25 protein-coding genes are annotated in these 23,364 nt (G+C 62.8%); 13 read left to right on the top strand and 12 right to left on the bottom strand.

Annotated features, from left to right (window positions below; all coding sequences use genetic code 11):
* Positions 1-18 precede the first annotated feature (18 nt).
* Positions 19-945: a hypothetical protein gene (locus tag C7435_RS06830; protein ID WP_121210535.1), complete on the bottom strand. Its 927-nt coding sequence runs from the start codon at positions 943-945 to the stop codon at positions 19-21.
* A 3-nt stretch (positions 946-948) separates the two neighbouring features.
* A complete protein-coding gene (locus C7435_RS06825) occupies positions 949-2,751 on the bottom strand; it encodes a tetratricopeptide repeat protein (protein WP_121210534.1) in 1,803 nt (600 codons plus the stop codon).
* A 167-nt stretch (positions 2,752-2,918) separates the two neighbouring features.
* Here C7435_RS06825 and flbT point away from each other — a divergent pair, with 167 nt between their 5' ends.
* The 7 genes from flbT to pseC all read left to right on the top strand — a co-directional run bounded on the left by flbT (position 2,919) and on the right by pseC (position 8,716).
* Positions 2,919-3,305 (top strand): flagellar biosynthesis repressor FlbT, encoded by a 387-nt coding sequence (flbT, locus tag C7435_RS06820; protein ID WP_121210533.1) that lies wholly within the window; start codon positions 2,919-2,921, stop codon positions 3,303-3,305.
* The gene (gene flaF / locus C7435_RS06815) at positions 3,305-3,685 is read left to right on the top strand and encodes a flagellar biosynthesis regulator FlaF (RefSeq protein ID WP_075190466.1); all 381 of its coding nucleotides are present in this window, start codon (positions 3,305-3,307) and stop codon (positions 3,683-3,685) included. Before flbT ends, flaF begins: the two co-directional genes overlap by 1 nt.
* 185 nt (positions 3,686-3,870) lie before the next feature.
* Entirely contained in the window at positions 3,871-4,713 is an 843-nt protein-coding gene (locus C7435_RS06810) for a flagellin (RefSeq protein WP_304441959.1), read from the top strand.
* A 352-nt stretch (positions 4,714-5,065) separates the two neighbouring features.
* A complete protein-coding gene (locus C7435_RS06805) occupies positions 5,066-5,890 on the top strand; it encodes a flagellin (protein WP_075190467.1) in 825 nt (274 codons plus the stop codon).
* Between the two features lie 135 nt (positions 5,891-6,025).
* Positions 6,026-6,355 (top strand): flagellar protein FlaG, encoded by a 330-nt coding sequence (locus C7435_RS06800; RefSeq protein ID WP_158025615.1) that lies wholly within the window; start codon positions 6,026-6,028, stop codon positions 6,353-6,355.
* A gap of 222 nt (positions 6,356-6,577) precedes the next feature.
* On the top strand, positions 6,578-7,411 hold the full coding sequence (locus C7435_RS06795) for a flagellin (RefSeq protein WP_075190469.1): 834 nt from the start codon (positions 6,578-6,580) through the stop codon (positions 7,409-7,411).
* Between the two features lie 138 nt (positions 7,412-7,549).
* Entirely contained in the window at positions 7,550-8,716 is a 1,167-nt protein-coding gene (pseC, locus tag C7435_RS06790; protein WP_121210531.1) for a UDP-4-amino-4,6-dideoxy-N-acetyl-beta-L-altrosamine transaminase, read from the top strand.
* Here pseC and pseB read toward each other — a convergent pair.
* On the bottom strand, positions 8,713-9,786 hold the full coding sequence (pseB, locus tag C7435_RS06785) for a UDP-N-acetylglucosamine 4,6-dehydratase (inverting) (protein WP_121210530.1): 1,074 nt from the start codon (positions 9,784-9,786) through the stop codon (positions 8,713-8,715). The two genes, pseC and pseB, sit on opposite strands and share 4 nt — an antisense overlap.
* Before the next feature lie 248 nt (positions 9,787-10,034).
* Between pseB and C7435_RS06780 the strand changes: the two genes are divergently transcribed.
* Positions 10,035-12,767 (top strand): NHL repeat-containing protein, encoded by a 2,733-nt coding sequence (locus C7435_RS06780; protein WP_233350700.1) that lies wholly within the window; start codon positions 10,035-10,037, stop codon positions 12,765-12,767.
* On the opposite strand, the gene C7435_RS06775 is transcribed toward C7435_RS06780, so the two are convergent.
* From C7435_RS06775 to C7435_RS06760, 4 genes are all read right to left on the bottom strand, one after another.
* Positions 12,764-13,438 carry a class I SAM-dependent methyltransferase gene (locus tag C7435_RS06775; RefSeq protein ID WP_121210529.1) on the bottom strand — a complete coding sequence of 225 codons (675 nt, stop codon included), beginning with the start codon at positions 13,436-13,438 and terminating at the stop codon, positions 12,764-12,766. The two genes, C7435_RS06780 and C7435_RS06775, sit on opposite strands and share 4 nt — an antisense overlap.
* 69 nt (positions 13,439-13,507) lie before the next feature.
* Positions 13,508-13,957, bottom strand: coding sequence for a flagellar basal-body protein FlbY (locus C7435_RS06770; protein WP_121210528.1), 450 nt, complete (start codon positions 13,955-13,957; stop codon positions 13,508-13,510).
* 2 nt (positions 13,958-13,959) lie between these two features.
* Positions 13,960-14,286 (bottom strand): rod-binding protein, encoded by a 327-nt coding sequence (locus tag C7435_RS06765; protein WP_075190474.1) that lies wholly within the window; start codon positions 14,284-14,286, stop codon positions 13,960-13,962.
* Between the two features lies 1 nt (position 14,287).
* On the bottom strand, positions 14,288-15,403 hold the full coding sequence (locus tag C7435_RS06760; RefSeq protein WP_121210527.1) for a flagellar basal body P-ring protein FlgI: 1,116 nt from the start codon (positions 15,401-15,403) through the stop codon (positions 14,288-14,290).
* 216 nt (positions 15,404-15,619) lie between these two features.
* Here C7435_RS06760 and C7435_RS06755 point away from each other — a divergent pair, with 216 nt between their 5' ends.
* Together C7435_RS06755 and dksA are read left to right on the top strand one after the other, a co-directional pair.
* Positions 15,620-16,063: a flagellar assembly protein FliX gene (locus C7435_RS06755; RefSeq protein ID WP_233128305.1), complete on the top strand. Its 444-nt coding sequence runs from the start codon at positions 15,620-15,622 to the stop codon at positions 16,061-16,063.
* A gap of 161 nt (positions 16,064-16,224) precedes the next feature.
* The gene (gene dksA, locus C7435_RS06750) at positions 16,225-16,653 is read left to right on the top strand and encodes an RNA polymerase-binding protein DksA (protein ID WP_075190475.1); all 429 of its coding nucleotides are present in this window, start codon (positions 16,225-16,227) and stop codon (positions 16,651-16,653) included.
* Between the two features lie 9 nt (positions 16,654-16,662).
* Here dksA and C7435_RS06745 read toward each other — a convergent pair whose 3' ends face one another.
* The 5 genes from C7435_RS06745 to C7435_RS06725 all read right to left on the bottom strand — a co-directional run bounded on the left by C7435_RS06745 (position 16,663) and on the right by C7435_RS06725 (position 20,988).
* Positions 16,663-17,589 (bottom strand): sulfite exporter TauE/SafE family protein, encoded by a 927-nt coding sequence (locus C7435_RS06745; RefSeq protein ID WP_170150365.1) that lies wholly within the window; start codon positions 17,587-17,589, stop codon positions 16,663-16,665.
* 118 nt (positions 17,590-17,707) lie between these two features.
* Positions 17,708-18,463 (bottom strand): flagellar basal body L-ring protein FlgH, encoded by a 756-nt coding sequence (gene flgH, locus C7435_RS06740; RefSeq protein WP_075190477.1) that lies wholly within the window; start codon positions 18,461-18,463, stop codon positions 17,708-17,710.
* Positions 18,464-18,479: 16 nt separating this feature from the next.
* A complete protein-coding gene (flgA, locus tag C7435_RS06735) occupies positions 18,480-19,424 on the bottom strand; it encodes a flagellar basal body P-ring formation chaperone FlgA (protein ID WP_075190478.1) in 945 nt (314 codons plus the stop codon).
* Between the two features lie 12 nt (positions 19,425-19,436).
* Entirely contained in the window at positions 19,437-20,222 is a 786-nt protein-coding gene (flgG, locus tag C7435_RS06730) for a flagellar basal-body rod protein FlgG (protein WP_075190479.1), read from the bottom strand.
* A 16-nt stretch (positions 20,223-20,238) separates the two neighbouring features.
* The gene (locus C7435_RS06725; RefSeq protein ID WP_121210525.1) at positions 20,239-20,988 is read right to left on the bottom strand and encodes a flagellar hook-basal body complex protein; all 750 of its coding nucleotides are present in this window, start codon (positions 20,986-20,988) and stop codon (positions 20,239-20,241) included.
* A gap of 262 nt (positions 20,989-21,250) precedes the next feature.
* On the opposite strand from C7435_RS06725, the gene C7435_RS06720 reads away from it, so the two are divergent.
* From C7435_RS06720 to C7435_RS06710, 3 genes are read left to right on the top strand one after another with little or no spacing between them, the layout of a single operon-like run.
* Positions 21,251-21,814 carry a flagellar basal body-associated FliL family protein gene (locus C7435_RS06720; protein WP_075190481.1) on the top strand — a complete coding sequence of 188 codons (564 nt, stop codon included), beginning with the start codon at positions 21,251-21,253 and terminating at the stop codon, positions 21,812-21,814.
* A 29-nt stretch (positions 21,815-21,843) separates the two neighbouring features.
* Positions 21,844-22,974: a flagellar motor switch protein FliM gene (fliM, locus tag C7435_RS06715; RefSeq protein ID WP_075190482.1), complete on the top strand. Its 1,131-nt coding sequence runs from the start codon at positions 21,844-21,846 to the stop codon at positions 22,972-22,974.
* Positions 22,971-23,363 (top strand): DUF6468 domain-containing protein, encoded by a 393-nt coding sequence (locus tag C7435_RS06710; RefSeq protein ID WP_075190483.1) that lies wholly within the window; start codon positions 22,971-22,973, stop codon positions 23,361-23,363. The genes fliM and C7435_RS06710 overlap by 4 nt, the downstream gene beginning before the upstream one ends.
* The last annotated feature ends 1 nt before the right edge of the window (position 23,364 follow it).

Genomic DNA, 23,364 nt, shown 5'->3' with positions numbered 1-23,364 from the left:
AAGGATTTACTGCGATTCTCAGGCTGTCGCCGCCAGTCCGATGAGATGGCGGGCGACGCGTCCGGCGCCATCGCCATCGACCAGTGCCTGACCATTGCGCGCCATTGCGCCGCGGCGACCGGCATCGCGCATCAGCGTTTCCAGGGCGGCCTCGAACTGGCGGTCAAAGCCGGGATCGTCGGGGTTGAGGCTGATGCCGAGGCCGACGCTCTCGAACTGTTCGGCGCGGTCGAGCTGGTTGGATGCGATCGGTACGCACAGGGTGGGCAGGCCGGTCGCTGCCGCTTCGTGCAGCGTGGTGCCACCGGCCAGTATCCCGATATCGGCCTGGCGCAGGGCCTGCGCGAGGGGCGGCACGGGGCCGTTCGACGCCGGTCCGCGCCAGTCGATAAGGCCGGAAAACGTCTCGGCCAAGCGCTCGCGGATACGGTCGAGCACGGGCGTGATCGTGCCGCCCAGCGAGACCAGGATGCGGTTCGCCCGATCGGCGGTCTGACGGGTGGGCAGCGCCCGGTAAGCATCTGACAGAAGGAGATATTTCGGACCGCTCAGTGCCGCCGCGCCCGACGGGGAAAGGGCGGGCAGAAAGCCCTGACGGACGTGCAGGTCGGGTACCGCCCCGTGCAGGAAATTGCCGATCAGGCTCACATGCCGGCCGGCGGCGCGCAGGGCCGCGACCCGGTCCGCTTCGGTAAATTTCCAGTCGGCGACGAGATGGCGGATGCCGTGTCGGTCCAGTGTCGGGCCGAGTTCGTCATCATCGGCCAATACGACGACTTCAATGCCTGGGGCCAGATCGGCGGGCCGGTGCTGCGGTGTCGTCGTCAGCCAGAGCGGTTCCGCGCCCTCGGCGACTAGGGCATTGGCCAGGGCGCCGCAGCGCATGACATGACCCAGACCAATGGTGGTGGACCCGTCAGTGCGGATGGCAAACCGCGCCGTCATGAATCAATCCGCAGCGCCGGCAAGGGCGGCGAGATCATCGGCGACGCGCTTCATCGTATTGTCCCAATCGCGGAAACCCTTGCCGAAATAGGAGCGTGTCTGCGGATACCAGTGCTGCCGGTCGGTCCCGAGCAGGGTCCAGGTCGATGAGCGGGCGTGGATGAACCAGACCTTGCCGCCGCAGGCCGCGGCGAGGTTGGAGGTCGCATTCATCGGGCCGAGCACGAGGTCGCAGGCCGAGGCGTAGGCGGCCACCTTGTCGAGCTCCATCTTGAGGTCGATATCGGTCGGCTGATGGATGGTGACGCCAAAGCGCTCCCGCGCCAGTTCCAATTCGTCCGCCACCTTGCCATATTGCAGATTGATGAAGTCGACACCGGGCGTCCGCAGCACACCTTCCCAGGCATCAAAGGCCGAGAAGAAACGCGAGCGGCGGGCATTCATATTGAGCGATTTCCACAGAATGCCGACTTTCAACCCGCTGCCAAATCCGTCGATCTGGGTCCGGAACTCGGACTGCACCGCCGGGTCCGGCGTGAGGAAGCCTTCCTCGGCCGGATAGTCGTCAATCGTGTTCCGGAAAGCGCGAAGCGGCGTGGCCATCGGCGTCCAGAAATCGGCACCGTCTTCCAGCTTGGGCACCACGCGAACGTCACGGCCTTCGACATTGGCCGACATGTGGTGTCCGACCACGGCCTGCGGGAAGGAGCGTTTGACCAGCGGCATCAGGCGGTATTCGCAGGCGATCCGCAGCTCGCCATCGGGCCCGACGGCTTCGAGCATGTCCTTGACGATGTTCATGAAGAGGACTTCGTCGCCAAGCCCTTGCTCACCGACCAGCAAGACGGTCTTGCCACGCAGTTGCTGTGGGTTGGTGCCGTCCCAGAAAGGCGCTTTCAGGGTGAAGAGGGTCGCCTGGGCGCGGTTGGGATTGAGGCGGCTCTCATTGGCTGCCCAACCCTCCTCGATGCGGCCGGCGGCCAGCAGCACCATCGACCGGCCGTGCCGCATGGTGGCCTCTTCCATCGCGTCGGCAGGATCCTTCAGCGCCGCGTCGAAATGCGGAATCGCGAGCTCCGGTTCACCGAGCAGTTCGTGGATATTGGCCATGTTATTGTGGGCGCGGCCATAATCCGGCTTCAGGCGCAGCGCTTCCTCATAGAAGGTGCGGGCCTGGATCGGGTCACCACTGTCATTGATGACGGTGCCCATCGAGTTCCAGAGTTCATAATTTTCCTGGTGCGCATAGATGGCGGTGCGCAGAATCTCGATTGCTTCCTCGAACTTGCCGGCATCGCGCAGCACGCCGCCCAGATTGATCGCGGCATCGACGGCGGTCGGCGCGAGCTTGTATTGCAGGCGATAGAATTTTTCGGCCGCCTCCAGCATGTCGAGCTTCCAGGCGACAAGGCCGAGTTTCTGGTAGATTTCCGCGTCCTTGGGATCAATCTTCCAGGCGGTCTCGAAAAAATCGAGCGCCCGCGACAATCGTCCCAGATTATACAGCATCAGCCCGAGGACATGATTGGTCAGGGCCATGTCGGGCGCGAGAAGCCAAGCCTTGTGAGCCAGGCGGGCTGCGGCGACATTTTCGCCCTCTGCCGAGGTTTTCATCGCGCGTTTGGCAAGCGCGGCGACCTTTTGATAGATGCGGCGGCGGTCGGCCGGCATGCGGTCGACCGGGACCTCCACACGAACCGCCTGCGCGCCGAGGGGCACAGCATCGCGGGTTTCGTTCTTCTCGATTTCGGCCTCGGCGGAAATTTCCGCATCAAGGTCGAGCGCTGTGGCTTCCTGCATGTTCATCAATTCTGCCTCGATTCTGTGAGCCAAGGCAGGGGATTCGCTTTAAGAACTCGCTAATATTCGATGATGCCGACAAGTTGGGACGGAAACCTTTTCTTCACCCCGTATTGCCAACCTGCAGATCGCGAACGTCATCGCTCGCTTCACTTGTGGACCGGAGGGACCCCATGCCGCTCAAAATCTCGCTCAAACCCGGCGAGAAGTTTGTCCTGAACGGAGCCGTTATCGAAAACGGTGACCGGCGGGCCAATCTTGTGCTGCAGAACAAGGCTTCGGTGCTCCGCGAAAAGGACATCCTGCAAGCCGCCGATGTCGATACGCCCGTGAAGCGGATCTATTTCCCGATCATGATGATGTATCTGTCCGACAAGAATGACGACAAGCTCTATGACGAATTCGTGCTGCGCATGAATGAGTTCATGGGCGTTGTCTCGGCGCCGGAATTGCTGGCCCTGTGTGTCAATGTCAGTCGTGATGTGATGGCGGGCGAGCATTACAAGGCGCTTCTGGGCTGCCGCAAACTCATGACCTACGAAGCCGAGAGGCTGGGCTGATGTCCTTTCAAGCTTATCAGAAGACCGCCGCACGCGCGGAGGATCCCCGTGCCACCGAATACCGGCTCTTTGCCCAGGTGACGCGGTCGCTCATGAACGCCAAGACGCTCCCCATGGAAGCGGTCCGTGACCGGGCCGAGGCCATTGACTGGAATCGGCGCGTCTGGAGCAATCTGGCGCTCGACTGCGCCAGTCAGGACAACCAGCTGCCGGAAGCGCTCCGTGCGGCGATCATTTCCCTGTCGATCTTCGTCTCCAAACACGGCAGTCACGCCATGCGCAATCCCGAAGCGATCGATGATCTGGTCGATATCAACCGGACCGTCATGCAGGGGTTGATGCCACAGGCCGGTGCCGGCGCGGATCAGGCCGTAGGGTAAGAACTGCCGGGGCGGCAATAACAGGCAGGCAGGAACAGGCACCTTCTCCGGAAGGTGCCTTTTTTAATATCCTAAAATATTCAAATCATTGACTAAATTGCGCGTCCAATGCGGCACGCCGTTTGCGATACCTGATGCGAGCAAAACGCTCGCGGCTGAAAAACTCGGCCTGAAACGCATCCAGAATGGAGAGCAAAACAATGTCACTTTCAGTAAACACCAACGCTGGGGCGATGATCGCCCTGCAGAACCTGAACAAGACGAACATGGAAATGAACGAGGTTCAGACCCGCATCAACACCGGACTGGAAGTGGCCAGTGCGAAGGACAATGGTGGCGTTTACGCCATTGCCCAGCGCATGCGCTCACAGGTCGTCGGCTATGGCGCGGTCTCTCAAAGTCTGGACCTTGCGACTTCCGTCACCGACGTAGCCCTGGCTGCCGGTGAGGCGATTTCCGATATTCTCGTCGAAATGAAGGAAAAGGCGCTCGCGGCATCTGATGCATCGCTTGATGCAGCCTCCCGTACGGCTCTGAACGAAGACTTCAAGGCCTTGCGTGACCAGATCACCACGATCACTTCAAACGCCGAATTCAATGGCACCAACCTGATCAACGGGACGGTGACCTCGGTTTCGGCTTTGGCCAACTCGGACGGTACCAACACGATCCTCATCTCCGACCAGAACTTTACCCTGGCCGGTGGTGTCGTGACGGTGGCGGCCGCGGCTTCCTTCGCGACGGCTGGTGAAGCATCTACGCTTGTCGCCACGATCGAAACGTCTCTCGACAACCTCAACTCGTCCCTGGCCAAGTTGGGTACGGCTTCGAAGTCACTCGAGGTGCACAACACCTTCGTGTCGAAGTTGACCGATACGCTGGAGCAGGGGATCGGCAATTTGGTCGACGCCGACCTGGCCAAGGAAAGCGCACGGCTCCAGTCGCTGCAAGTCAAGCAGCAGCTGGGTGTCCAGGCGCTCTCCATTGCCAACCAGGCGCCGCAGACCATCCTGTCGTTCTTCGGCTAAGTTCGTCCGGCCGGGATCGCCTTCATGGCGATCCCGGTCATTTTTTTCAGGTTCGCCAGCGCTGGCGATCAGTCATGTCCAAATTTGCCCATTAACCTGATATTAATCATAAATTCTTGCCGACCGGCAATAATTTCCTAGCGGAATCTGCCCTGTGCCCGGCAATAATTGCCGACCAAATGGTTACCCGGGAAAGTTTGACTCGGCAAAAACATCCCGGCGAATCACGCGACTCGGAATTAACCCTTGCGGTCAACAACCAATTGGCACCGTGCTTGCTCTTCCTTGGTGAGGGTCAGAAGACCCGGCGGGCAGAACGTCCGTAGATCACCAGAATGGAAAGGGCCAAGAAATGGCTACTATCAACACCAATGCCGGCGCCATGGTTGCGCTGCAGAACCTCAATCAGACCAACCGCGACATGGAGCAAGTCCAGAGCCGCATCAACACCGGTCTGGCTGTGGCTTCCGCCAAGGATAATGGCGGCGTTTACGCGATTGCCCAGAAGATGCGTTCTGACGTCAACGGCTATGCCGCTGTCGGTAATTCGCTCGACCTGGCTGCTTCGACCACCGATGTGGCCCTGGCCGCCGGTGAGGCAATCGGCGACATCCTGGTCGAGATGAAGGAAAAGGCCCTGGCCGCTTCTGACTCTTCGCTCGACACGGCGTCACGCACTGCCCTGAACGAAGACTTCAAGGCCCTGCGCGATCAGATCACGACCATTGTCAGCAATGCTGAATTCAACGGCACAAACCTGATCAATGGCTCGGTGACCTCGATCTCCGCCCTGGCCAATGCTGACGGCACCAACACCATCACCATCTCCGACCAGAACTTCTCGCTGGCTGGTGGTACCGTGACGGTTGCTGCTGCGGCTTCCTTCGCTTCGGCAGGTGACGCTTCTACGCTCGTCACCACCATCGAAACCTCGCTCGACAACCTGAACGCATCGCTGGCCAAGCTCGGCACCGCGTCCAAGTCGCTCGAGATCCACAAGGGTTTCGTGGGCAAGCTGTCTGACACCCTGGAAAAGGGTATCGGCAACCTGGTCGATGCGGATCTGGCCAAAGAGAGCGCGCGTCTTCAGTCCCTGCAGGTCAAGCAGCAGCTTGGCGTTCAGGCCCTGTCGATCGCCAACTCGGCTCCGAGCACGATCCTGGGTTACTTCCGTTAATCACGGATAGGGTAGCGGAGCCTGGCTCCGCTACCCGCCTCCGGGGTTGACGCGAAGATCAAGTGAGGCGCTGACGCCTCCGCGTCAGCGATTAGGACAATGGCAGAAACGGGGTTCAATCCGAGATCTGTTCCAGTGGCACCCATCACCGAGAACAGGGACATCTCCTCCGACCGCCCACGCGAAGCCGTGCGGCGGGTCGAGCCTGTTGACCAGGCTGACCGCAGCGCATCCATCGTCGATCACCCGCAGGACCGGACGGCCGATATCGAACGCATGGCGGCCGAGACGCTGAGCAATTCGCGCCTGAAAATCCTTCAGGACAATGCCTCCGGCGATTATATCTATCTCCTGGTCGACCAGGATACGGGCGAGACGGTCCGTCGCTGGCCGCCCGAAAAACACGCAGACCTGATGGAATACCTGCGCACACGCACCGCAGGCCTGCTCGACCAGCGCGCCTGAAGCGCCTGGAATGCCCGGCCCCCGACCCGGCAAATTTTGACCCCCCGGGCACATGTGTCCCGGCAATCGGTGGTCATGCAATCCAGCCCCATCGCCACAATTCACTATCAAGCATTTGATTTAATGTTGATATTCAGGTCGTGCCAAAACGGCACGCCACTTGCGCATATCCCCTCGAACAGCCGCTGAAGGGCGGTGATTGAGAACGCGGGAGAATGTCGCATGACTATGAGCGTCCACACCAACACCGGAGCGATGATCGCTCTGCAGAACCTGAACAAGACCAATGACGACATGTTGGGTGTTCAGAACCGCATCAATACCGGCCTGAAGATTGCCGGTGCCAAGGACAATGCCGCGATCTACGCCGTTGCCCAGGGCATGCGCGCTGACATCCGGGCCCTCGAAGCCGTGCAAAGCGGGCTCGACCGGGCGTCGACCATTGGTGATGTCGCCCTGGCCGCCGGCGAGTCGATCTCCGACCTGCTGGTCCAGATGCGCGAAAAGGCGACCGCTGCGATGGACCCGTCGCTCGATACATTCTCGCGCCAGGCTTATGACGCCGATTTCAAGGCCCTGCTCGACCAGATCAGCGGCATTCTCCAGAACGCTGAATTCGACGGTGCCAATATCCTCGACGGCTCGATCACAAACGGAATCGAGTTCCTCGCCGATGCTGACGCCGCCCGCTCGGTCACGCTGAAATCCCAGGACATGAGCATTGGCGGCACGATCCTGACGATCGCTGCGACTGCCAGCCTCGGCTCGGTGACGCTCGCCACCAACGCCGTCACCGCGATCAAGACCTCGCTGGAAAACGTCAACCAGGCGCTCGCCAATCTCGGCTCCGATACCAAGAAGCTGGAGGCCCACTCCAACTTCGTCGGCAAGCTGATGGACTCACTGACCCGCGGTGTCGGCGATCTCGTCGATGCCGATCTCGCGGTCGAAAGCGCGAAATTGCAGGCCTTGCAGGTCAAGCAGCAACTGGGTGTCCAGGCGCTGTCGATCGCCAACGGCCAGCCGCAGATCATCCTCAACCTGTTCGGCGGTTAAACCGCTCACCGACCTCCACCACCACGGCGCGGCCCCGGATTTCCGGGGCCGTTTCCGTTTGCGCGACTCAATCCATCATTTCCGGCATGATTGCGGTGAGCGTCCGACCGGCCGGCGCCGCCCCGTGGAGTGTCCCGCATGGCCCAACATTTCCTGCCCTATGGGCGCCAGTCGATCGACGAGAGCGATATCGAGGCTGTCGTCGAGGTGCTGCGTGGTGACTGGCTCACCACCGGCCCGACCATTGATGCGCTCGAAGCGGCCTTCTGCGACGCGGTGGGCGCCGCTCACGCGGTCGCCTGCTCCAACGGCACGACCGCGCTTCATCTCGCGCTGGCGGCCGAAGGTGTCGGGCCGGGCGATGTCTGCATCGTGCCGGCCGTGACCTTCATGGCGACCGCCAATGCCGCCATCTATTGCGGCGCTGAGGTCGTGTTCGCCGATGTCGATCCGGATACCGGGCTGATGACGCCGAACACACTCGCCGATGCGCTCCGCCGCGCTGGCGGCAAGGCCCGCGCCGTGTTGCCGGTTCACCTGGCCGGCCAGTGCGAGGCGCTTGATGTGATGGCCGAACGGGCCGCCGCAGCCGGGGCTGTCCTCATCGAGGATGCCTGCCACGCGGTCGGCTCGCGCTGGCAGGGGCAGCCGGTCGGTAATTGCACGCATTCGCGCGCCGCGACCTTCTCCTTCCACCCGGTCAAGACGATTGCCGCGGGCGAGGGCGGCATGGTGACGACACATGATGCCGCACTGGCGCGGCGGATGCGGGTATTGCGCAGTCACGGCATCGAGCGCGACCCGTCGCGTCATGAACGCCGGGCCGGTGAGCCTTGGTGGCATGAGATGCAGATGCTGGGCTGGAATTACCGGCTCAGCGATATCCAGGCAGCCCTGGCCCTGTCACAGCTGAAACGGCTCGGCGACTTCACCGCACGGCGCGGCGCGCTGGCCCAAGCCTATGATGCGGCCCTGGCCGGGACCAAGCTGCCAGTGTCGCCACTGGCCCGCACGGCTGACTGCGAGCCTTGCCTGCACCTTTATCCGGTGCGGATTACGTTCGAGGCGGCGGGTGTTTCGCGAGCTGATGTGATGGCGGCGCTGGCCGCGCGCGGTGTCGGGAGCCAGGTCCATTATATCCCGGTGCCGGACCAACCCTGGTACAAGGCCCGCCATGGTGAGCAGGAACTGCCGGGCGCCCGTCATTATTACGAACACACCCTGTCACTGCCGCTCTATGTCGGGATGAGTGATGACGATCCGGGTTTTGTGGTCGAGATGCTGGCAGAGGTGCTGGGAGGTTAGGCCGCTGCCGCCATGCCGATCAGCGCGCGCAGGGCGGCACCGGTCAGCTGCTCCGGATTGGTGTTTGAGGCATAGGCGAAGCCATCCGGCACGAGATGTCCGCCGGACGCCATGTAGCGCGCCGTCACCTTGGCGCCGTGTGCCGGCAGGATGGCAAACCGGTCATCCAGCTCGATCGTCGTGCGGGCATCATCTTCCGGGATCATGATCTCGTGCAGTTTTTCGCCGGGCCGGATGCCGATCACCTTGTGCGGCAGATGCGGCGCCATGGTGCGGGCCAGGTCGGCGGTGCTCATGGAGGGGATTTTCGGCACGAAGATCTCGCCGCCGCGCGCCATGGACAGGCTGGACAGCACGAAATTGACGCCCTGTTCGAGCGTGATCCAGAACCGCGTCATGCGCGGGTCGGTGATCGGCAGCTCCTTGGCGCCACTGTCGATGAGGCGACGGAAATAGGGAATGACCGAACCGCGCGATCCGACGACATTGCCATAGCGCACGACCGAGAAAACCGGTCCGCCTTCACCGCCCATGTGCTGGGCCGCCGTGAATATTTTATCCGCTGCCAGTTTCGAGGCGCCGTAGAGATTGATCGGGTTGGCGGCCTTGTCGGTCGACAGGGCGCAGACATGTTTGACGCCGCGCTTGATGGCGGCGCGCACCACATTCTCGGCACCCATGACATTGGTCTTGATGCATTCGAACGGATTGTATTCGGCGATCGGGACGTGCTTCAGCGCGGCGGCGTGAATGACGATATCGACATCGCGCATGGCCTGGTCGAGACGCGATTCATCGCGCACATCACCGATGAAATAACGCAGGAAGGGATAATCGCTGGGCGAAAAATCCTGAGCCATTTCATACTGTTTCAGCTCGTCTCGCGAAAAGATGATCAGCTTCTTCGGCTTGTATTCAGCGCAGATCGTCTCGGTCAGCTTGCGGCCGAACGAACCCGTCCCGCCGGTGACGAGAATGGTTTTGCCGTCGAGCGGCATGCGCGGATCGAGGAAGGAGCGTTGGTTCATCATTTCCTCGAAAGGCGTTTCGGGCGCTGTCTTGTTCGACATGCTGGGCCTCGCGATTCGTATCCAGTGACCGACGCTGCGCCGCCAAGGTTAACGGTCAGTTAGGCCCGTTACGACGCGGCCCAGACTAGCAGGTTTTTCGCGGGCTGAGCAGTGGGCCTGGAAAGGCTGATTGGATCGACTTGTCGGCAATCGGTTTACCTTGTCTCGCAACACTTTCTTTGTGTTTTGCGTCCAATCTCGGCAATCAGGAAAAAAGGATTCTCGCCGTGAGCGTGATCGGGTTGGACATGAGCGTTCTGACGGGGTGGTACAATTCCCGTATCAACGCCTCGTTGGCGTCGTCGACGGCCTTGTCGTCGGCGGGTGCATCCAGCCGTAACCAGGCCCCGACGGCACCGGCACCGTGGGAGGTCGGGTCGCCGAACCTGATGACGCTGGAGGAGATGAGCCGCAAGGTTCTCGCCAATGGCGTCTTCTTCAACGACCCCGACCGCGAATTCTCCGGTCTCGATGCGCCCGACGACCACAAGCAACTGTTCTCCCTGCATCAGGGCCTCAAGCGCTTGGCGTCGCTGGCCGAAGAGGCCAAGGAAAAGACCACCACCGACAGCCGCCGCGACTTCCTCGACAAGAGTTTCCAGTCCGGCCTGGCCCAGTTCGACAGCTTCTTCGATGACATGGATCTCGAGGGCCTGACCCTTTTGAAGGGCGAGGAGCTGACCAAGGTGGAGAGCGAGGTCGCGATTGCGCGCGGCACCTCGCAATACAAGACCGACACGATCCACAAGGGTGATTTCGATGCCGAGGTCGCCAGCCTGACCGGTGACGTGCAGTTCTCCATCTCGGTGAAGAAGAGCGGCGTCACCCAGACGATCAATATCGATCTGGCCGACATGGGCGCGACGACGCGCAATCTCGACAACATCTCCGACCACATCAACACCCAGCTCGAAGCCGCCGGTGTCATCACGCGCTTCGAACGCACCAAGATCGGTGAGAAGAATGATGTCGGTGTGGTGCCGGGCGATAATTACGGTTTCCTGATCGCCGGCGTGTCGACGGAAACCGTGTCCTTCTCGGCCTCGGCGGCCGAACCGGCCCTCTATTTTGCCGGCGTATCGGGCATCAATGACAGCGCCGGCGGACAGGTGGTCAAGCTGACCGACCTGGCCAGCGGCGACCCGCAGACCGATTACTCGACCCGTTTCAGCGCCGATCCCAATGAGACCGAAGTCGCTGTGGTCGGCGGCGAGGAAGGCGAGACCCGGATCAAGCAGGAAGACAATCCGCTCGAGATCCACGCCACAGTCGCCTCGAACGATGGCGGCATATTTGTTGTCGGTCACACCACGGCCTCGACGGATGGTCAGACGCTCAAGGGCGAGCAGGACCTGGTGCTGGCCAAATATGATTCCACCGGCAATCGCGTCTGGAGCCGTGTGCTCGGCGCGGCCGAAAGTGCCCAGGGCCTGTCGATCGCGACAGACAGCAGCGGCAATGTCGTTGTCGCCGGCAAGGTCGAGGGCGGCCTCGGTGACAGTACCCAGATCGGCGGCAGTGACAGTATTGTCGTGAAATATTCGGCCAGCGGCGTCGAGCAATGGAACCAGCGCTTCGGCGGCACCAAGGACGACCAGGCCGGCACTGTCGCGATCGGCGATGACGGCACCGTCTATGTCGCCGGCAAGTCGGCCAGCGCTTTTGGCGATGATGCCCACGAAGGCGGCGGCACGGACGGTTATATCCGCGCCATTGATGCCAGTGGCACGACCCTTTGGACCCGACGCGTCGGGTCGACCGGCGAGGAAAACGTCTCGGCGATTGCCATCGCGGAAGACGGCAATCTGGTGGTCGCGAGTGAGGAGGATGGCCGCGCCGTCCTGCGCAAGTTTGACGTCTCCGACGACACCTCGGCCGCGATCTGGGAACAGGATTTCGGCGATCTCGCTGACGGCCGTATCGGTGGTCTCGCGATTGACGCCAGCGGGATTTACGTGACCGGCGCGGCCGGCAGCAGTTTCGCGCCGACGGCACCAGTCTCGGCCCATGCCGGCGGCGTGCGCGACGCTTTCGTGATGAAGCTGACCGATGGCGGCACGCCGACCACTGACTTCCTGACCTTTGTCGGATCCGACAAGGATGACGCGGCGGCCGGTATCCAGGTCCACAACGGCAAAATCTATATCGCCGGCAAGACGCTCGGCGGCATCAATGGCGATACGCTCAATGGTGAGCGCGACGCCTTTGCCGCCCAGCTCGACGGCACCACGGGTGCGCTGGACTGGTCGACCCAGATTTCCGGACGCGGCGGCCTGGCCGATGCCAAGGGTATTGCGCTCTCGACCACCGATGACAGCGTGCTCGACGCGCTTGGCCTGCCGACCGGGACGCTGACCTATTCAGACAGCCGCGTGGTCACCGACCGCAGCTCGGCTCGCGAGGACGACTTCTTCTATATTTCGGTGGACGGTGGTCGCCGCAAGAAAATCACCATTGACGCCGATGACACGATGCGGTCGCTGACCTTCAAGATCAACGCCACGCTGGTCCTCAAGGGCACCGCCGATGTGCGCCGCTCGACCGAGGGCGACATGCTTCGCATCAAGGCGGCGGAAGGCTCGACGATCGAGCTGTTTGCCGGCAGCGAAGGGCGCGATTTGCTCAAATCCCTTGGCATTTCTCCGGGCGCAATCGTCAATAATGGCTCCCTGCTCGACAAGGATGACAAGACGACCGACGCGCCGCCGCTGTTTGCGCTGGACCTTCCGACCTCCATGTCCCTGAAGGAAATGGACTCGGCTGAAAAGGCGATGGAAGCGATCCAGGACGCCCTGTCCAAGATCCAGCGCGCCTATCGCGACCTGACCATGGACCCGGCGCTCAAGGATTTGCTGAATGGCCCGCAGGCGGGCAAGACGGGCGGCACGGTTCCGGCCTATTACAATTCCCAGCTGGCAAATTATCAGGCCGGGCTCGACCGACTGAACTCCGGCTCCAGCTCCGGTGGCCTCTACTTCTAGGTGGTCTTCACAAATTGCAGGACGAGAAGGCGCGGCGGTGTTCCGGCGCTGATTGCGGTGCCGTCTTCGACCGGTTCTTCGAGCTTGCGAAGTGACAGGCCGGCTGCCTGCGCGGCGGCAAGGTAATCCGACACTCCGTGATAATAGGCCTCGACCATTGCCTCGCTGCCATCGGCCCGGTCGAAGCGGGCCTGGCTGCCGCGCAGCTGCCGGAAAGGGTGAAGCTCAGACAGGTACAGCCGTGCGCCCGGACGCAGGGTCCGCGCAGCCTGCGCCATTACAGGCCCAAGCTCGCGGACATGCTCCAGAACCAGATTGCCAACCACGACATCCGCCGTGCCGGGTTCGACCGGCCATTCCCGGGTGATGTCATGCTCGATAAAGCGGACATGCGCACCCAGTCCACGCTCGCGCGCCCGCGCCAGCATGTCCGGTGACAGGTCCATCGCGATCACACCGGCGGCGTGCCGAGCCAGATGCGCCGTGTTCTTTCCGGTGCCGGCCCCGAACTCGACCACGATCGCGCCGGCCAGCGGCAGGTCGGCGGCGATCAGGCAAGCGGCGTCGAGATCGCGGGTCTTGTTGTCATTGCTGTCATAGACAGCCGCCCAGTCGCGATAGGCGGTGCGGGCGGGGATGTCGTCGGCGGTGCGGGGTGTCGAGATGGACATGAGGCGGCTCCCTTGTGGCTGGAATGCCAGCCGGAAGCCGCCTCGTAAATACGCGTTTGTCGTTGTGCGTCAGGCTGTGCGGTTGACCGCGATCGCAAAATTGCCGCCGCGACCGGTCTGCTGGGCCGCGCCGGGTCCATAGCCGCCGGCTGTGGAACGCTGGCGGGCGGCTTCGTCGGCGATGGCCTTGACCACGCCTTCGGTCACCGTCTTGAGGGCGCCGACAATGCGGCCATTCTCGGCCAGCGATTCATGGAAGCTCTGGGTCGCCTGGCGCAGCGCCGCCTTGAGCGGGGCCGGGGCGCCGGCAAAGCGGGTCGGTTCCTTGCGGGCCCGCGCGACTTCGGCGCGGTAGATATTGGCCAGTTGTGATTTCTCGTCCTGCAGGCCGAGAGCGTCCTGGGGACGGCGGTCCTTGAACAGGCGCGTCTCCTCATTGATCAGATCGGTCAGGCGCTTGGTCAGCTTGAGCAGGCCCTCGGCCCGTTCGGCCGGACTGGCGGCAGCAAGTTCGGTCATCGCTAAATCTCCCCGGTTTCCTGGTAGCGCAGGATTTCTGATGTCAGGCGGTCGGCGAGGCCAAGCCCGCCGGACTGCGCCATCACCTTAGCGTATTCTTCATGCAGCAGGCCGGTGAAGGCGCGCTCGCCCGAACCGCCGCCGAACGGATTTTCCTCGCCGACCTGCGAGAACATCTGTTCGATCATCTGCGACAGGAAGAAGCTCTCGAAGTCCTCGGCAATGGCGCGGGCTTCGGTTTCGTTGCGGGCGCCACCGATATTCGGCGCGCCCTGGGCGCGGCCGGTGCCGGTGGCGTTGGCGAGCTGGAGTTCGAGGAAATTGTCCATCCTAGAGGACCTCGATCTCGGCCTGCAGGGCGCCGGCGGCCTTGATCGCCTGCAGGATGGTGATCATGTCGCGCGGGCTGACGCCCATCGCGTTGAGACCATCAACCAGCTGGCTCAGCGAGACACTCTCGTCCAGCACGCCCAGGCGGGTATTGTCCTCGGTGACCGAGACATCGGTGCGCGGCAACACCACCGTCTCGCCCTGCGAGAAGGGGGCGGGCTGGCTGGCGACTGGGTTTTCGGTGACGGTGATGGTCAGATTGCCCTGGGCGATAGCGACGGTGGAGACGCGGACATTTTCGCCCATCACGATGGTGCCGGTGTTCTCGTCGATGATGACGCGGGCCGGGATATCGGCCTCGACACGCAGCTGCTCGACTTCGGCCAACAGGTCGATCATGTCGCCGTCGAAATGGCCGGGACGCGACAGGGTGACCGTGCTCGGATTGGTGGCGCGGGCGGCGCCCGGTCCGACATAGGCATTGATCGCATCGGCCATGCGGCGGGCGGTGGTGAAGTCGGGATTGCGCAGGGACAGGCGCAGGCTGGCGCGATTGGCCAGCTCGGCCCAGGGGTCGACGCCCGAGCCTTCGAACGGGTTCTCGACCAGGGCCCCGTTTGCGATCCGGCCCGAGGTCGGCACACCGCGGGTGATGCTCGCACCGTCGCCTGCCGCTTCAAAACCGCCGACCGCGAGCGAGCCTTGGGCGACGGCCCAGGCGCGGCTCTGGCTGTCGAACAGTGGCGTGGCGACAAGGACGCCGCCCTGCAGGCTGGAGGCGTCACCGATGGCCGATACCGTGACGTCGATGCGGCTGCCCTGCGATGAGAAGGCCGGCAGCGAGGCGGTCACCATGACGGCGGCGACATTGCGCGTGTTCAGGTTGGCATCGCGGGTATTGACGTTGAAATGTTCCAGCATCGCGTTGAGCGACTGGTTGGTGAAGGCGGAGTTGCGCAGGCTGTCGCCCGACCCGTCCAGACCGACCACCAGACCGTAGCCGACCAGATGGTTGTCGCGGACATCCTCGACATCGACCATGTCCTTGATACGCGAAGAGGCCAGCCCGGGGGCGGCCAGGGACAGGGTGGCGAGAAGGGCGATGATCAGGCGCATTTTGCGGTCTCCGGAACGTGTTCGCGGATGACCTTGCCAGTGGCGTGCCAGTTTCCCGGATTTGGTTAATAAAATAAAACGCTGAAAAACAATGGCTTGGCGAGTAGAGTGGCTCTCGCAGGGGCGGAAAATCCCGCCACCTGCAATCCCGGACCGGCAGTTTTTGCCGATCCGGGGTGCCGGGTTAAGCTTCTGTTAAGCGCCCCGGTCGCATCCATGACACGTCATCACGAGGAAATGATTCCCGCCATGAAAGTCTCCGGACCCAGCTCAACCAGCTCCGTCTCAGCCGGCAAGCGCAAGACCACGTCGCGCGCCTCCGGGGAAGGATTCTCGCTGGACACGCCGGCCAAGACTGCGGGTTCGATGACGGCCAGTTCGGTCTCGTCCGTACAGTCGGTCGATGCCATTCTGGCGCTGCAGGGCGTGGAGGATTTCACGCAGGCCCGCAAGCAGGCCACCAACCGCGCCTTTGACATGCTGGACATGCTCGACGAGCTCAAGATCGCCCTGCTGGAAGGCGGTCTTCCGCGGGCCAAGCTGATCGCCCTGATGGACCTTTTGCAGACGCGCCGCGACGCCACCAATGATGCGCGGCTTGAAGCGGCGCTCGATGAGGTCGAGACCCGTGCTGCGGTTGAGCTGGCCAAGTTCAGCTAAACTCGCCACTTCGACACAAATCATTCAAGCTTTTTCGCTATTTGCTGCGTCTAAATGGTGTGGCAACAGCGTCTCCACATTGACTTGGGCGGCTCGGTGCATATTCTCCGGCCCGCTTTCTGGGGGAGAGCGCTGTACCGCGTGGAGTTGAGTGGAAAGCGATGAGCCAAGCTGAACCGATCGAATTACCCAAGGATTATTTCCCGTCGGAAGACGAGCCGTTCATGAATGACCGGCAGAAAGAATACTTCCGCCGGAAACTCATGGCTTGGAAGGACGACATCCTCCGGGAGAGCCGCTCGACGATCACCAATCTCCAGGAAGACATGGGCGCCCTGCCGGACCTGGCGGATCGGGCCTCGACGGAGACCGACCGGTCGCTGGAACTGCGGGCCCGTGATCGTCAACGCAAGCTGATCTCCAAGATCGACAAGGCCCTGCGCCGCATCGAAGAAGACGAGTACGGCTATTGCGACGAGACCGGCGAGCCGATCTCGCTGGCTCGTCTCGATGCCCGCCCGGTCGCCACGCTCAGCCTAGAAGCCCAGGAGCGCCACGAGCGCAAGGAACGCGTCCACCGCGACGAATAGTGCGGGCCGTCATAGCACCAGCAGTGCTGCGCCGGATCCGGTGATCCAGAGCGCGGTCATCAGCTTTAGGCGCAGCCCGCCGAGGGCATGGGCCAAGCGACGGGCAAAGAAACCGCCAGCCGCCACGGCGGGCGCGGCAAACACCAGCACACCCCAGTCCAGATGCCCCGCCTCGAAGTGGTAATGACTGCCGACCCACACTGAAACCGCCGAGACGATCACCGCCGTCGAGACACAAATGTCGACCGGGAAGCGGCGCAGGAAGAGGGTCAGCGCCAGCAATTCCCCGATCCCGACCGAAAACAGGGCGGTTGCTGCCCCGCCGGCCAGTCCGATCAGCAAAATGAGGACATGGTCCAGTGACTCCAGCCGTTCGCGCTCGGCATGCGGGCTGCGCAGGACGATGAGCTGGATGATCAGCGCACAGCCCAAGCCAATCGAGAAAAGCTTGAACAGCAGGAAGGCAAGCTCGCCATTCATGCCGGCCAGATACTGGGTCGCGACCAGAGCCGGCAGGCCGGTGGCGAGTGCCATCACCACGACGCGCCCGACCACGGGCCGGTGCGCGATCTCGTCGGGGCGCACGCCCGGACGATAATAGCGGTTGAGCCAGGTCAGCGCGCCGACGCCCATCCCGAAACACTGGATCGAGAAACTCGTCCCGACGGTTTGCAGCGGTCCCAGGTCGAGCAGGCCGCTCTCGCGCAGGACCGAGAAGACCGGCACGAAGACGACGCCGCCCCCGACTCCGGTCGCGCTGGCGACCAGCGCTCCGGCGAGTCCGACGATGCTGATCGGCCACAGGCCTGCAATCTGCGGCCAGCCGGGGGCGGACAGGATCAGCACAGCCCCATAGGCCAGCGCCAGCAATGCCAGGCAGGCGAGGGTGAAGCGGCGGACCGGGCTGGTCCGAAGCGAAGGCGCGAAACTGGTCATGGCGTTGAGATTAGCTGTCGCCGTCGGCCCGGCAAGCGCCCGCATACACAGAAAAGAGGGCCGTCACGCGCGTGGCGTAACGGCCCAGTCGATCCCGATGGTGGCGGGGTTTCGTGTCCTAGAACGGCATCAGGATGTCGTAGAGTTCCTGGCCGTAGCGCGGGCGCTGGGCATCGGAGAGATGTCCGCGGCCGCCGTAGGAAATGCGGGCTTCGGCGATTTGCGTGTGGGCGATCGTATTGTCCGATCCGATGTCCATCGGACGCGCAATGCCGGTGATGAGAAGTTCGCGCACCTCGTTGTTGACGCGGACTTCCTGACGCCCGGCGATCACCAGATTGCCGTTCGGCAGGACCTGGGTGACGAGGGCGGCAACCGTCAGCGAGATGCTTTCAGTGCGGTTGACCGAGCCGGAGCCGGCCAGTGACGAGGTCGAGCCGAGGCTGGTCAGCGAGGTCGGGTCGATATTGTCGTTGAAGAAGCCGGTCAGGTCGGCGCCGAGGAAATTCGTCAGATCGCTGTCTTCGGCTGAACTGCGCGAGCGGTTCGTCGTGTTGTTCAGCTGGGCGCTGTCGGAAATATCGATATTGACGGTGACGATATCGCCGACCTGGTCGGCCCGCGGATCACCGAAGAAGGTCGGCGAATTGGCGTTCCACAGCGAGTTGTTGGCGGTCGCGTTCTGGGCATAGCGCTGCTGCGGCATGCGCGGCATCGGCATGGGAAGTTGCGACGGTCCGGTGCCGGCCAGCTCGGCCGGGTTCTGGATCGGGGTCATGGGCGGGGCCTGGCCGATATAGGACAGGCGGTCGGAGGTCGCGCAGGCCTGCAGGGCAGCGGCGGCGATGACGAGGGCGGCGAGTTTGCGGATCATGACGGGATCTCCTCGATCAGAAGCTGGTGGCCGGTGAGGCGCCGACGCGGGCGCGGCCCGGACCATCGACAAGGGCCTCGATCGTACGGTTCGATTGCAGGTTGACGAAGCGGGCGACCTCGCCGTCGGCGGCATTTTCCATCGCCCGTGCGCGCACGGTCAGCTGGATGCCGGGGACTTCAAACATCAAGGTGACCAGGTCACCGCGTTCGACCATCAGCGGACGCTGCAGGTCGTAGCCGCGCACCGGCTCGTTCGGACGCAGGGCGCGACGGGTCTCCAGCCCGACTAGTTCGGACGGGTCGAGAATGGCGTCGGGCCGGATGCGGTCGGCACGATGGCTGATCCAGGTGATGTCACCGGCGGTGATTTCCTGGCCGGCGGCGATCGGACGGGCCAGAACCGGCAGTTCGATCGTGGCATAGGCGCGCCCGGTGACGCGGACGGTCTGGGCGCCGTGATAGGGCGCGATCTCGGCCGCCAGCATGCCCGAGCGACTGTCGAAGGAGAGATCGTGGATTTCCGGCCCGCCGGCGCTGTCGAGGGGGGCGTGCAGGGACATTGCCGTGTTCGACAGCTGGACGTCGTGGACGCGACCTTCCGAGGCGAAGAGTTCGCCTTCCAGCATGTCGGCCAGGGTCTGGGCCGTGACGACGCGGCTGGCGCGTTCGATCGACAGGCGGCGCAGGCCGGCGGCATTGGCCCAGTCGAGATCATTCTCGAGTGCGATGCGGCGGACATAATTGACGTCCAGCGCGGTGCGGCTGCCCGGGGCCGGCGCGCGGGCGACGACGATGTCGGCCTGCGGTCCGGTGATCTCGAACAGATCGCCCAGGGTGATGTGGGCGCTGTCGACGCGGATGGTTTCGCGCAACACGACCGGCTCGGATGCCAGGGCCGCGGATGTCGCCAACGGTGCCGTGGTGAGGCAGGCGAGGGCAATGAGACTTGTGCGGATCATCTATCTCTCCCGTTAGCGAAGGTTGGAGGAAGCGGCCATCATCTCGTCAGACGCGGTGATGACGCGGGCATTCATTTCATAGGCGCGCTGGGCCTGGATCAGGGCGGTGATCTCGGACACCGAATTGACGTTCGAGGTTTCCACGAAGCCCTGGCGGATCGTGCCGAAGCCCGGCGAACCCGGCGTGCCGGTATTGGCGGCGCCGGAGGCGGCGGTTTCCAGGAAGATGTTGTCACCGCGGGCTTCAAGGCCGGCCTGGTTGAAGAAGGTTGCCAGTTCGAGCTGGCCGAGCGTCTGCGGGTCGGTCTGGCCGTCGATCAGGGCCTGGACCTGGCCTTGGGCATTGATCGCGATTTCGCGAGAGCCCTGCGGGATGGCGATGCCCGGCGCGACGGTGTAGCCGTCCGTGGTCACCAGCTCACCTTCGGGGCTGATCGAGAAGTTGCCGGCGCGGGTATAACCGTCCGAACCGTCCGGCATCTGGACCCGGAAATAGCCATGGCCGGAAATCGCCAGGTCGAACGGGTTGCCGGTGTTGGACAGGGCGCCCTGTTCGGTGATGCGGTAGATCGAGGCGGTCTGGACACCCAAGCCGACCTGGACACCGGTCGGCACGATGGTGCCGGCGTCGGATGAGTCCATGCCCATCTGCTGGACATTCTGGTAGAGCAAATCCTGGAACTCGGCCCGCTGGCGCTTGAACCCGGTGGTGTTCATGTTGGCCAGGTTGTTCGAGATCACTTCGACATTGAGCTGTTGAGCCTGCATGCCGGTGGCGGCGGTGGTGAGAGCACGCATATTCGTTCTCCTCCGATCAGATCCGGCCAAGGCGCTCGATGGCGCGCTTGTTCAGGTCTTCTGCTTGTTCAAGGAATTTCGAGACCGACTGATAGCTGCGCATGACAGCCATCATGTCGGTAAGTTCGAGGATCGACTGGACGTTCGACTGTTCGACAAAGCCCTGGTTGACGCTCGGCTCGAGCATCGCCAGCGGGGCGTCGGCGGGGTCGTCGCTTTCCGGAATCGTGTAGCGGCCATTGCCCTGCTTGGACATTTCCGCACGATTGGCGATCTCGAACACGCCGATCCGGCCGATCTGCTGGCCGTTCTGCATGATCATGCCGCCATCAATGACCTGAATGTCGCCGGCAGAGGCGTCGATCAGGATCGGGCCGCGCGTGTCGGCGTCGAGCACCGGCGCGCCATCGGAGGCGACCAGCTGGCCGGCGCCATCGAGGCGGAAGCGACCGTCACGGGTATATTGTTCATTGCCGTTGGCTTCGACGGCAAAAAAGCCTTCGCCCTCGATCGCGAGATCGAATTCACGACCGGTGAAGGCGAGCTCACCCTGGCGGAAATCACGGGCCATGCCCCACGTGTTCACGAACTGGATGTCCGACGGTCCGTCGGCATGTTCGGCGGTGGGCGCAGCGCGGTTTTCCAGCAGCAGGGATTCAACCTTGAAGCCGGCGGTGTTGGCGTTGGCGATATTGTTGGCCACGACGTCCATTGACCGGCGAAGGGTCATCTGGCGCGACAGGCCTATCATCATTGCGTTGTCCATCGGGTGGTTCCTTTCTGGAGCCGGGGGTCCGCCGTCGTCATTGCGCGGCAGTTGCCCGACAAGCTGCACGCGGCGTGCCAAGGTTAATTTTGATGGAAAACAAGAGGTTGACGGGGAGGGGTCAAATCGACCGGCAAGCCTTTCCGGCAAAGACCGTCACAGCGGTGGGAAGAAGTTGCCGGGTCGCGCCCGATCACTACGAAACGTTAACCGCGCTCACCGTTAATGGGGTCAGACGATTCCCCCGAATGGGAGCCACGCAATGGCTGACGAGAACGACGACATCGAAGAAGAGACCGAAGGCGAGGAGAAGCCGAAGAAGAACCCATTGAAATTGGTTCTTTTTATCGGTTTGCCGGTCCTCATCCTGCTGCTCGCGGGCGTGGGCGGTTTCATGATGTTCGCCGGTGGTGGCGATGATGAAGAACAGCATGCGGACGCTGGTCACGGCGAGGCCGGAGACGGTCATGGGGCCGCTGACGCCCACGCCACCGAAGAAGTATATTATTATGACCTGCGGGAGGGTGACGGCACCGAAGAGACCATCACCACCAATATCCGCTCCTCGACCGGCCGCCCGGTCATCGTTCAGTTGAAGATCACCTTCGAGTCCAGCCGCGACGATCTCGGCCCGGTTCTCGAAGAGCATGTCGATCCGATCATGGATCAATTCATCATGTTCCTGCGCGAGCTGCGTGAAGACGATCTCTACGGATCGGCCGGCATGCATCGTGTGAAGCTGGAATTGCTGCGCCGGGTCAACCTGGCGATCGAGCCGGCCCAGATCGATGCGGTCTGGATCCAGGAATTCATGATTGTCGACTAGGCCCGAGACGACCAACGGAAAGCACACGCATGTCTGACGATATGGACCAAGATGCACTGGCGGCCGAATGGGAGGCCATGGCCGAGGACGGAGACGACCTCGACCTGGCGTCCGAATGGGAGGCCATGGTCGGTGCCGAGGATGACGAGCAGGACCTGCCGACGGTCGGCGGTGGCGCCGAGCGCATCCTCAACCAGGATGAGATCGACAGCCTGCTGGGCTTCTCGCTTTCTGATGACGACGCTGCGGACAAGTCCGGTATCCGCGCCATCATCAATTCCGCCCTGGTCTCCTATGAACGCCTGCCCATGCTGGAGATCGTCTTCGACCGCCTTGTGCGACTGATGACGACCTCGCTGCGCAATTTCACCTCGGACAATGTCGAGGTCTCGCTCGACAATATCTCGTCGATCCGCTTCGGCGATTACCTGAATTCGATCCCGCTGCCGGCCATCCTCGCTGTCTTTCGTGCCCAGCAGCTCGACAATTACGGCCTGCTGACGGTCGATTCCAACCTGATCTACTCCATCGTCGACGTTCTGCTCGGCGGTCGCCGCGGCACGTCCGCGATGCGGATCGAGGGGCGCCCCTATACGACGATCGAGCGCATGCTGGTGCAGCGCATGATCGAGGTCGTCCTTGGCGATGCGAAGCAGGCTTTCCAGCCGCTGACCGATGTCGATTTCGACCTCGAGCGCGTCGAGACCAATCCGCGCTTTGCGGCCATCGCCCGTCCGGCCAATGCGGCCATCCTGGTCAAGCTGCGGATCGACATGGAAGACCGCGGCGGTCGAATCGAGCTCTTGCTGCCCTATGCGACTCTGGAGCCAATCCGGAAAATGCTGCTCCAGCAGTTCATGGGGGAAAAGTTCGGACGTGATAATATCTGGGAAGGCCACCTGGCGACCGAACTCTGGTCGACCAAGATGGAGGTCCAGGCCGTGCTCGACGAGCAACGCGTCTCGCTGGGCACGGTGGCCAATTTGAAAGTCGGTGACACGCTCTATCTCGATGCATCGCCGACCAGTGATGTTGAGCTGCGTTGCGGCCAGGTTCCCCTGACACGCGGCCGCATGGGCCGTATCGGACATAATGTTGCCCTGCGACTGAGCGGACCGCTCTCGCCGGGTGCGAAAAAAGCAATGATGAGGTTTGCATGACGCTCGCTGCCCTGATTTTCGAAGGTCTTGTTGCCGCCCTGCTGGTGGTGGCCGTGGTCATGTGCTGGCGCGTGGATCGCCGCCTGAACGCCTTGAAGAAGGGCCAGGACGGGGTGCGCGAATCCGTGATCGCCCTCAATGAGGCAACCGATCGGGCGCGGGCCAGCCTCGGTGCGCTCGAGCGCGCCACGGCCCAGTCCGCCGAAGTGCTCGAAAAGCGCGTCGGTGAAGCGCGGACCCTGGCCGACGAGCTGCGTCTGGTGACCGGCAATGCCGATCGCAAGGCCGACAGCCTCGCCCAGCGCCGCACGCCGCGTCGCCGCGCTGCCGATATTTTCCCCGATGGTGCCGGTTCGCGCGTCATCAATGATCTCAAGGATGTGAGGTAGC

Source organism: Maricaulis maris (assembly GCF_003634045.1).
In the GTDB taxonomy this organism is placed as follows: Bacteria; Pseudomonadota; Alphaproteobacteria; order Caulobacterales; family Maricaulaceae; genus Maricaulis; species Maricaulis maris.
This window is presented reverse-complemented; position numbering and strand designations above follow the sequence as displayed.